Below are 8,437 nucleotides of genomic sequence, written 5' to 3' on the forward strand. Positions count from 1 at the left end.
GAGCCGATAGTCGGGCCTCTCTAGACCAAAACCTGTATGCCTCTCTGTACGGTACACGCCCTTCCCTATCAACCTGATCCGGCGCAGTGGTTCGAGCGCATCCGGCACGCGCCCGGTGCCGTATTGCTCGACTCCGGACGACCGGTCGCCGAGCGCGGACGGTACGACCTGCTAAGCGCATGGCCGATCGAAATACTGGAGCCGCTCATAACAGAGACGGGCAACGCCTTTTTTGCACGACTGCGTAACGCGCTAGAAGCACTTGGCGATGCGGATGCTCCGGCGGATATCGAGCTGCCATTTACTGGCGGGCTGCTGGGTTTTCTTGCCTACGATTTCGGCTCACGACTCGAACGACTCCCCACCAACGCCGCGCAAGACCTCCAGCTTCCGCATGCCCAACTCGGCCTGTATGCCTGGGCATTGATCAACGATCATCACAGCCAGACGACGCATTTGGTGTTTCACCCCAAGCTGCCCGATGCAGAGCGGATTCAGCTGATCGAACGGTTCGAGTCGGTGTGGTCACCCGCGCACACGTCGTTCTGTCTCGGCTCGCGGTTCAAAGCCGATCTGGAGCGCGCCGAGTACCAGGATGCCATTGCGCGTATTCAGCAATACATCCAGGCTGGCGATTGCTATCAGGTGAATTTCGCACATCGTTTTCGAGCGCCCTGCAACGGAGATCCTTGGCAGGCATACCAGGCGTTGCGCGCCGCATGCCCAACGCCTTACTCGGGTTATATCAATGTTAAAGGCGGCGCGATCCTCAGCCTATCCCCCGAGCGTTTTTTGCGATTGACTGAAGGCGTTGTAGACACGCGCCCGATCAAGGGCACCCGCCCCCGCCGACTCGATCCCGAAGCCGACCAAAGAGAGGCTCAAATACTGCTGAGTAGCGATAAGGATCGAGCGGAAAACCTGATGATCGTCGATTTGCTGCGCAACGATTTAGGACGCAGCTGCGAGATCGGCACCGTAAGGGTTCCCGAACTATTCTCGCTGGAAAGTTATCCGAACGTGCACCATCTGGTGAGCGGGGTCAGCGGCACCCTGGCCGCCGACAAGGATGCGTTGGACCTGCTGGCAGGCAGCTTTCCGGGAGGGTCGATTACCGGCGCGCCCAAAATTCGCGCCATGCAGGTGATCGATGAGCTTGAACCCAGCCAGCGTTCGATCTATTGCGGCTCGTTGTTATATCTCGATGTACGGGGCGAGATGGACAGTTCGATCGCCATCCGCACGCTACTGGTTCAGAACGACCAGGCCGTTTGCTGGGGCGGCGGAGGAATAGTGGCCGACTCCGACTGGCAGGCCGAGTACCAGGAAACCCTGGACAAGGTGAAGGTACTGATGGAGACGTTGGAACGGCTATAGGCTGCAAGCTGCAAGCTGCAAGCTGCAAGCTGCAAGCTAATACTGTGCGGGCTGGCGTCCAGAGCCTGTCAAACTAACGTAGGGTGGGCTTCAGCCCACCAAGGCCTGGCCCTGTCGGTGAACTGAAGCGGAACGCCGCCCGGCCCACCCTACGGTTGCCGCTGCTTTTCCGCGTTTACTTGAAGCTTATGGCTTGCGCCTTGCCGCTATTTAGAGCGCCAGCTTGCGATTCGATGCCTTGATGAATTCCTGCTTGAGTTCCTCGAAGGTATGCACAGCCGGAAACTGTGGAAACTCGCGGATGACGTTGTCCGGTGCGTGGAACAGGATGCCGGCGTGGGCCTCGGACAGCATGGTCGTGTCATTGTAGGAATCGCCCGCCGCGATGACGCGGTAATACAGGCTCTTCAGCGCGATCACTGACTGGCGCTTGGGGTCTTTCTGGCGCAGCTCGTAATTTACGACACGCCCTGATTCGTCAGTGATCAGGCGATGGCAAAGCAGCGTCGGGAAGCCCAGCTGGCGCATCAGCGGCTGCGAAAACTCATAGAAGGTGTCCGACAGGATCACAACCTGGAAGCGCTCGCGTAGCCAGTCGACGAACTCGACGGCGCCATCGAGCGGTTTCAGGGTCGCGATGACGGCTTGGATATCCGCCAGTTTCAGGCCGTGCTCGTCGAGGATGCGCAGCCGCTGCTTCATCAGCACGTCATAGTCAGGAATGTCCCGCGTGGTCGCCCGGAGGGATTCGATTCCAGTGGCCTCGGCAAAGGCGATCCAGATTTCCGGAACCAGCACACCTTCCAGGTCAAGACAGGCTATTTCCACGGGCCACTCCTTAAAGCAGAAAAATGAAGCGGCACTCTAACGACAAGGGCGGAGCGACGCAACGCAGCAGCTTATTCACTAAAGTTTGGCGTAACCGCTGCAAACGTTATTTAGCGTCATAAAGCCTATTTGCTAACATCCGCGGCCAGCAGAGCGCCCCAAGCGCCAATCAAGGAAGCCGCCTGATGACTCACCAAACTATTGATATCTCCGACCTGGCCGCAGCCTATGCTGGCAAATCACCACAAGAGATTCTCAAGCTCGCCTTCGACCTCTTCGGAGACGATCTATGGATCTCTTTCAGCGGCGCCGAAGACGTCGTGCTGGTGGACATGGCCTGGAAGCTGAACAAAAACGTAAAAGTGTTCAGCCTCGATACCGGTCGTTTACACAGTGAGACCTACCGCTTCATCGAGCAGGTTCGCGAGCACTACGGCATTCCGATCGAGATCATGACGCCCAACCCTGCCCTGCTCCAACCGATGGTCAACGAAAAAGGGTTGTTCAGTTTCTATCGCGACGGCCATGGTGAATGCTGCGGAATACGTAAGATCGAGCCGCTTCGGCGCAAGCTGTCCGGCGTTCGCGCCTGGGCCACTGGCCAGCGTCGCGACCAGAGCCCTGGTACCCGCAGTCAGGTTTCGGTACTGGAAATCGACAGTGCTTTTTCGACGCCGGAGCACACGTTGTACAAGTTCAACCCCCTGGCGCAGATGTCCAGCGAAGAAGTCTGGGGCTATATCCGCATGCTAGAGGTGCCTTACAACACTCTGCATGAACGTGGATTCATCAGCATTGGCTGCGAGCCTTGCACTCGCCCGGTACTGCCGAACCAGCACGAGCGTGAAGGACGCTGGTGGTGGGAGGAGTCCACGCAGAAGGAATGTGGGCTGCATGCCGGCAATCTGATAGCGAAGCAGTGAGAACAACCAAAGCACTGGACGAAGCTGCTGCCTTGACTTGAGGCTTACCGCTACTGCTAAAAGGTTGGTAACTCGACGTTTTGGAACAATTCGTCCAGTTCGCCCTTGTTTCGGCACTGCACGGCTTTCTCGAGCATTTCCCGATCAAGATGCGGTGCGAAGGTTTCGATGAAATCTGCCATGAAGCCACGCAGAAAGGTACCGCGGCGGAAGCCGATCTTAGTGACGCTGGCTTCGAACAGCTCGCTGGCATCGAGCACCACCAGGTCCGGATCAAGCTTGGCATCGACCGCCATCCGCGCCACGATGCCGACGCCCAATCCAAGTCGAACATAGGTCTTGATGACGTCTGCATCCGCTGCCGTGAATACTACCTTGGGCGATAAACCCCGGTGGCTGAATGCCTCGTCCAGCTTTGAGCGCCCGGTAAAACCGAACACGTAGGTCACGATTGGATGCTCCGCCAGTGCTTCCAGGGTGAGTTTTTCCAGTTCGGTCAGGGGGTGCCCCTGCGGCACGACTACACAACGGTTCCAGCGATAGCACGGCATCATCACCAGATCGCCGAACTGCTCCAGTCCTTCCGTGGCGATGGCAAAATCCACAGTCCCGTCAGCGGCCATTTCAGCAATTTGCATGGGCGTGCCTTGATGCATGTGCAATGAAACGTCGGGGTACTGTTTGATGAACGTACGGATCACCGGCGGCAAGGCATAACGAGCCTGCGTGTGAGTAGTTGCGATGCTCAGCGTGCCGCGCTTTTCGTTGGAAAATTCCTGGGCGATCTGTTTGATGCTTTCGCATTTGCGCAGGATTTCGCCGGCCGTGGTGATGATTCGCTCGCCAGCCGGAGTGACTCTGGTCAGATGCTTTCCACTGCGGGCAAAGACTTCGACGCCCAGTTCATCCTCAAGCAACCGTATCTGCTTGCTGATGCCAGGTTGAGAGGTATACAGGCTCTGCGCCGTTGCGGAGACATTGAGGTCATGATGCGCCACTTCCCAGATGTAACGCAGTTGCTGAAGCTTCATAGAGATCCCTCAAAATGCCAATGGCGCCTGAACGCCACCATTTTTATAACTTCTGCGCCAGAAATCGGAATTCTAGGTCATTTCCGTATGTATCGCTCGTAGCATCCAGGCGACGTCACGTTACTGCAACTCTTGCAAAGTAAAACTGCGAGCATACCTGCGTATACGCTGCCCGATCTGCCAGACTGATCGCATCCGTAGGCGCCGAGGCCGAGAACACCAAATGGATATCGCGGCCTCGTTTGAGCTTAGCAGCCCGAAGGAAAACCACTACCGCGCTGAACACCCGCCCGACTGCGATTGACGTCATCCAAGGTGAGTGGATTAGCGGTCTGCGCGCCCAGTAATAAAGCACAAGGCCTGATACAGAGCCTCGGTCTTGGGCATCGCAAATCCGGCATTCGCAGCTGCGGCCAGCGGAGCGGCATAGATCGCATCGAGCTCCAACGGGCGACCGTGCGCATGATCGTGGTACATGCTCGGAAGGTAATCAGGCATATGATCGGTGGCCATCATCATCCGATCCACTAGTACTTCTGGTAACGGTTGACCACAAGCCGCTGCGGCTCCGCAGGCTTCCAGCATGATTGACCTGACCAGAGCGCGACTGTCCGGATTGGACATCAAGGGTGCCGTACCGGCATCCAGAAGCACGGAAAGGCCGTTATAGGGTAAGTTCCACACCAGCTTCTGCCAGCGCGCCTGAGCCAGATTGTCGGCCGCGTTGGAATCGACTCCCGCCGCGCGGAACATCGCCACGCCTTCTTCGACCAGCGCCCGCTGTTGCTCCGGGGTTGCTGCCGACCCTGAGTGATAGCCAAGATTGACCCCGCCAAGCGCTTGATGCTCGACGACACCTAATGCCGAGCGGTGCGCGCAGATGAAACAGAGGCCACCAAGCAGATGAACATTGTTCGGTAGAACCTGACGCAGCTCCTCCTCGACTCCCAGACCGTTCTGCAAGACCACAACCTTGGCATCCTCTCCAGACGCCTCCTCGATCAACGGGGCCAGCTCCAGATTACTGGTGCTTTTGGCACCAACCAGCAGCCAATCGCACTTGGGCATATCCGCCGCGCTGCGATAGGCCTGTACCGCACCCAGATGCAACGAGCCATGCACCGTGCTGTTTATCCGCAGCCCACCTTGTAGAACCGCTTCGTACTCGCTGCGCAGCAGAAAGTGCACGTCATAGCCGGCGCGAGCGAGCATCACTCCGTAAAAACCGCCGATAGCTCCAGTGCCGATGATTCCTATTCGAGGGTTGGGTGCAGTCATGCGGAAAACTCCAGCTTCAGTTCAGTGGGACGCCTCTAATGGCGCGCTTGCAGTCGCCACCTTATCAACGTCCCAAGGCAGCGCCCAGCCGCCGCGAACGGTCCGTTTTCCGGCGCGAACTTACATTGAGCACGCCAAGGCGGCAGTACGCCTTCAAGATTATTGTCGAGGCGATGCAATACGCGATAAGGTTCCGCTCCCCGCTGCGCCCCAACGTTCCGTTCCGCCGCACCGGGATGGCTGGCGGACGACTCACGTGACCCTGAAGAGTGACAGATGGCTGATCTACCAATCGACGACCTAAACGTTGCATCCAACGTGACGCTTATCACGCCGGAGCAATTGAAGCGTGAACTCCCGCTGACCGCCACGGCATTGCAGACCGTTTCCCACGGACGCCAGGTTGTTCGCGACATTCTCGACGGCAAAGACCACCGCCTGTTTCTGGTAATCGGCCCCTGTTCCATCCACGACCTCAAGGCCGCGCATGAATATGCAGAACGCCTCAAGGTTCTGGCGGAAAAAGTGTCCGACAGTCTGTTTCTCGTCATGCGGGTGTACTTTGAGAAACCACGCACTACAGTCGGCTGGAAAGGCCTGATCAACGATCCCTACATGGACGACTCGTTCAAGATTCAGGATGGACTGCATATCGGTCGCAAGCTGCTGCTGGACCTCGCCGAGAAGGGCCTGCCAACCGCCACCGAAGCCCTGGATCCCATCTCACCGCAGTATCTGCAGGACCTGATCAGCTGGTCGGCAATCGGCGCGCGCACCACCGAATCCCAGACACACCGCGAGATGGCCTCAGGTCTATCCTCTGCAGTGGGCTTCAAGAATGGTACGGACGGCAGTCTGACCGTCGCGATCAATGCGCTGCAATCCGTTTCAAGCCCGCACCGCTTCCTCGGCATCAACCAGTCCGGTGGTGTATCGATCGTGACCACCAAGGGCAACGCGTACGGGCATGTGGTTCTGCGCGGGGGCAATGGCAAGCCGAACTACGACTCTGTCAGCGTGGCGGTATGCGAACAGGAATTGAACAAGGCTGGCGTTACCCCCAACATCATGGTCGATTGCAGCCATGCGAACTCCAACAAGGATCCGGCCCTGCAGCCATTAGTCATGGAAAACGTGGCCAACCAGATCCTCGAAGGAAACAACTCGATCGTCGGGTTGATGGTGGAAAGCCATTTGGGCTGGGGTAATCAGCCTATACCAAAAGACCTCTCGGACCTGAAGTACGGCGTATCCGTTACCGATGCTTGCATCGATTGGGAAGCCACCGAGAAAGCCATTCTCGGCATGCATGCAAAGTTGAAGGATGTATTGCCCAAGCGCGCCCGCGGCTAACGGCTACTCCTGGTCCGGGAAAAACGCCGCTTGCCGGCGTTTTTCCTTACTCGCTTTCGATAGTATCCGTTGAGTTGCCCTGCCGCTCGATATACCGCTCCACGTACGAACAGGATGGAATGACCGTATAGCCCTCGCGCTTGGCGTAGTCCAGCGCGTGCTGCGCCAGTACGGCGGCAACGCCACGACCGCGAAGCGCATCAGGTACGAAAGTCCGGTAGATATCCAGGGTCTGTTTACCCAAGTCTACATAAGCCAGATAGGCGCGATAGCCGTCCACGGTAGTTTCGAACTGGTGGCTTGTCCGGTCATGGTGGATGGTTAGCTTGTCGGTCATCTGGCCTCCTCAGCAGGCTTGCTGCCTTCAACTTAAGAGGTGCATGCGGAGCCCGCACATTCCCCATTTTCTTGTTTGTTTGACGACGCATGCTACCGCTATGTAAGACGTCGCTTCAATTGCTTAAAACCGGCTATGCCCCTACGTCTGAGTGATTGATACTTTTCATTCGCCGTAGCGCCGCGAAGTGCAACTTTTCAGCATCCCGACCGGTCCATGTAACGAGTGCAACGGCTGACTCTGATTGTTTTTCAGCCAATCTGGCTAGCATATGCCGTGAAAGAATGAGCTTGCAGAAAAATTATGGTGACCGCTGCTTGCCTCAGTTTACTTAGCGCAACTAATCGGTAGTATGTGCGCGCCAACTTTCCATAACGGAAGTTGCCATGGATTTCATCCTTAAGGGGAACACGATGAACAACGTTCTGAAATTTTCTGCTCTGGCTTTCGCCGCAGTTCTGGCTACTGGGTGCAGCAACAGCATGACTCAGGAAGGCGAAGCCCGTCTGACCGCGACCGAAGACGCCGCTGCTCGTGCCCAGGCCCGTGCCGACGAAGCGTACAGCAAGGCCGACGAGGCTCTGCAGGCTGCTCAGAAGGCTCAGCAGACTGCTGATGAAGCCAATGAGCGTGCACTGCGTATGCTGGAACGTGCCAGCCGCAAGTAAGCTTCAGGCGATAAAAAAAGCCGACCTGCTCCAGGTCGGCTTTTTTATGGATGACAAATTAACGTCTCGATTCGGTGGCCGCTGTCAGAAGATCGGATCGTCCTGACTGGCCAACGCCTGCCCCTGCTCGGCAATCTGAATCGGCAAGCCGTCTTCACCAGCAATGATCTCCCGCACCATCTCCCAATCCAGTTGCAGCACACCGGCGGCCTCATCACGCTGAAGCAACGTATTGACTACCACTGCGTGCTTATCCATAAGCGTCATATGCTTTTCTTCGTCCTGCAGCGGCGTATGCGCCTCTAGATAGATCTTGCCTTGGCTCACACCGAACTTGTAGGGCTCGTCGATGATTCGCACCGCAGTGCCGACCTTGACCAGCCCGGCCAGCTCCAGCACGTTGTGATTGAGCATGCGGAAGCAACCGTGACTGACACGCATGCCGATACCGAACTTCTTGTTCGAACCGTGGATAAGGTAGCCGGGCATTGCCAGGGTCATCTTGTACGGGCCAAGCGGGTTATCCGGCCCCGGCGGTACGACCTTCGGCAGCGGATCGCCCTCGGCGGCGTGTTCATCTCGAATCGACTGCGGCGGATACCAGGCAGGATTACTGGTCATCGCTGAAATGCGGGTATTGCC

At 57.3% G+C, this 8,437-nt stretch carries 9 protein-coding genes; 4 read left to right on the forward strand and 5 right to left on the reverse strand.

Going from position 1 to position 8,437, the window contains the following annotated elements; all coding sequences use genetic code 11:
* Positions 1 to 36: 36 nt before the first annotated feature.
* The gene (gene pabB / locus NA647_RS18445) at positions 37 to 1,377 is read left to right on the forward strand and encodes an aminodeoxychorismate synthase component I (protein ID WP_256059002.1); all 1,341 of its coding nucleotides are present in this window, start codon (positions 37 to 39) and stop codon (positions 1,375 to 1,377) included.
* A gap of 210 nt (positions 1,378 to 1,587) precedes the next feature.
* Here the strand turns inward: pabB and thrH are convergent, their stop codons facing one another.
* Positions 1,588 to 2,205 carry a bifunctional phosphoserine phosphatase/homoserine phosphotransferase ThrH gene (gene thrH, locus NA647_RS18450; RefSeq protein ID WP_256059003.1) on the reverse strand — a complete coding sequence of 206 codons (618 nt, stop codon included), beginning with the start codon at positions 2,203 to 2,205 and terminating at the stop codon, positions 1,588 to 1,590.
* Positions 2,206 to 2,390: 185 nt separating this feature from the next.
* On the opposite strand from thrH, the gene NA647_RS18455 reads away from it, so the two are divergent.
* Positions 2,391 to 3,128: a phosphoadenylyl-sulfate reductase gene (locus NA647_RS18455; RefSeq protein WP_256059004.1), complete on the forward strand. Its 738-nt coding sequence runs from the start codon at positions 2,391 to 2,393 to the stop codon at positions 3,126 to 3,128.
* A gap of 56 nt (positions 3,129 to 3,184) precedes the next feature.
* Here NA647_RS18455 and cysB read toward each other — a convergent pair whose 3' ends face one another.
* Together cysB and NA647_RS18465 are read right to left on the reverse strand one after the other, a co-directional pair.
* Positions 3,185 to 4,159, reverse strand: a complete 975-nt coding sequence (gene cysB, locus NA647_RS18460; protein ID WP_256059005.1) for an HTH-type transcriptional regulator CysB — start codon at positions 4,157 to 4,159, stop codon at positions 3,185 to 3,187.
* 324 nt (positions 4,160 to 4,483) lie between these two features.
* Positions 4,484 to 5,437: a putative 2-dehydropantoate 2-reductase gene (locus tag NA647_RS18465; RefSeq protein ID WP_256059006.1), complete on the reverse strand. Its 954-nt coding sequence runs from the start codon at positions 5,435 to 5,437 to the stop codon at positions 4,484 to 4,486.
* A 276-nt stretch (positions 5,438 to 5,713) separates the two neighbouring features.
* Between NA647_RS18465 and NA647_RS18470 the strand changes: the two genes are divergently transcribed.
* Entirely contained in the window at positions 5,714 to 6,790 is a 1,077-nt protein-coding gene (locus NA647_RS18470; protein WP_256059007.1) for a 3-deoxy-7-phosphoheptulonate synthase, read from the forward strand.
* A 46-nt stretch (positions 6,791 to 6,836) separates the two neighbouring features.
* Here NA647_RS18470 and NA647_RS18475 read toward each other — a convergent pair whose 3' ends face one another.
* The gene (locus tag NA647_RS18475; protein ID WP_131648930.1) at positions 6,837 to 7,127 is read right to left on the reverse strand and encodes a GNAT family N-acetyltransferase; all 291 of its coding nucleotides are present in this window, start codon (positions 7,125 to 7,127) and stop codon (positions 6,837 to 6,839) included.
* A gap of 413 nt (positions 7,128 to 7,540) precedes the next feature.
* On the opposite strand from NA647_RS18475, the gene NA647_RS18480 reads away from it, so the two are divergent.
* Positions 7,541 to 7,795: an Lpp/OprI family alanine-zipper lipoprotein gene (locus NA647_RS18480; RefSeq protein ID WP_131648997.1), complete on the forward strand. Its 255-nt coding sequence runs from the start codon at positions 7,541 to 7,543 to the stop codon at positions 7,793 to 7,795.
* Positions 7,796 to 7,879: 84 nt separating this feature from the next.
* On the opposite strand, the gene NA647_RS18485 is transcribed toward NA647_RS18480, so the two are convergent.
* A partial coding sequence (locus tag NA647_RS18485; RefSeq protein WP_256059008.1) for a L,D-transpeptidase family protein occupies positions 7,880 to 8,437 on the reverse strand: 558 nt, incomplete at its 5' end.

Origin of the sequence: Stutzerimonas stutzeri (assembly GCF_024448985.1) — a bacterium.
GTDB classification, from domain to species: Bacteria; Pseudomonadota; Gammaproteobacteria; order Pseudomonadales; family Pseudomonadaceae; genus Stutzerimonas; species Stutzerimonas stutzeri_AP.

Coding starts and splice junctions, on each gene's coding strand:
- NA647_RS18455 (WP_256059004.1), top strand. CDS start 2,391: ATGACTCACCAAACTATTGATATCTCCGACCTGGCCGCAGCCTATGCT.
- NA647_RS18470 (WP_256059007.1), top strand. CDS start 5,714: ATGGCTGATCTACCAATCGACGACCTAAACGTTGCATCCAACGTGACG.
- cysB (WP_256059005.1), bottom strand. CDS start 4,159: ATGAAGCTTCAGCAACTGCGTTACATCTGGGAAGTGGCGCATCATGAC.
- pabB (WP_256059002.1), top strand. CDS start 37: ATGCCTCTCTGTACGGTACACGCCCTTCCCTATCAACCTGATCCGGCG.
- NA647_RS18465 (WP_256059006.1), bottom strand. CDS start 5,437: ATGACTGCACCCAACCCTCGAATAGGAATCATCGGCACTGGAGCTATC.
- NA647_RS18480 (WP_131648997.1), top strand. CDS start 7,541: ATGAACAACGTTCTGAAATTTTCTGCTCTGGCTTTCGCCGCAGTTCTG.
- NA647_RS18475 (WP_131648930.1), bottom strand. CDS start 7,127: ATGACCGACAAGCTAACCATCCACCATGACCGGACAAGCCACCAGTTC.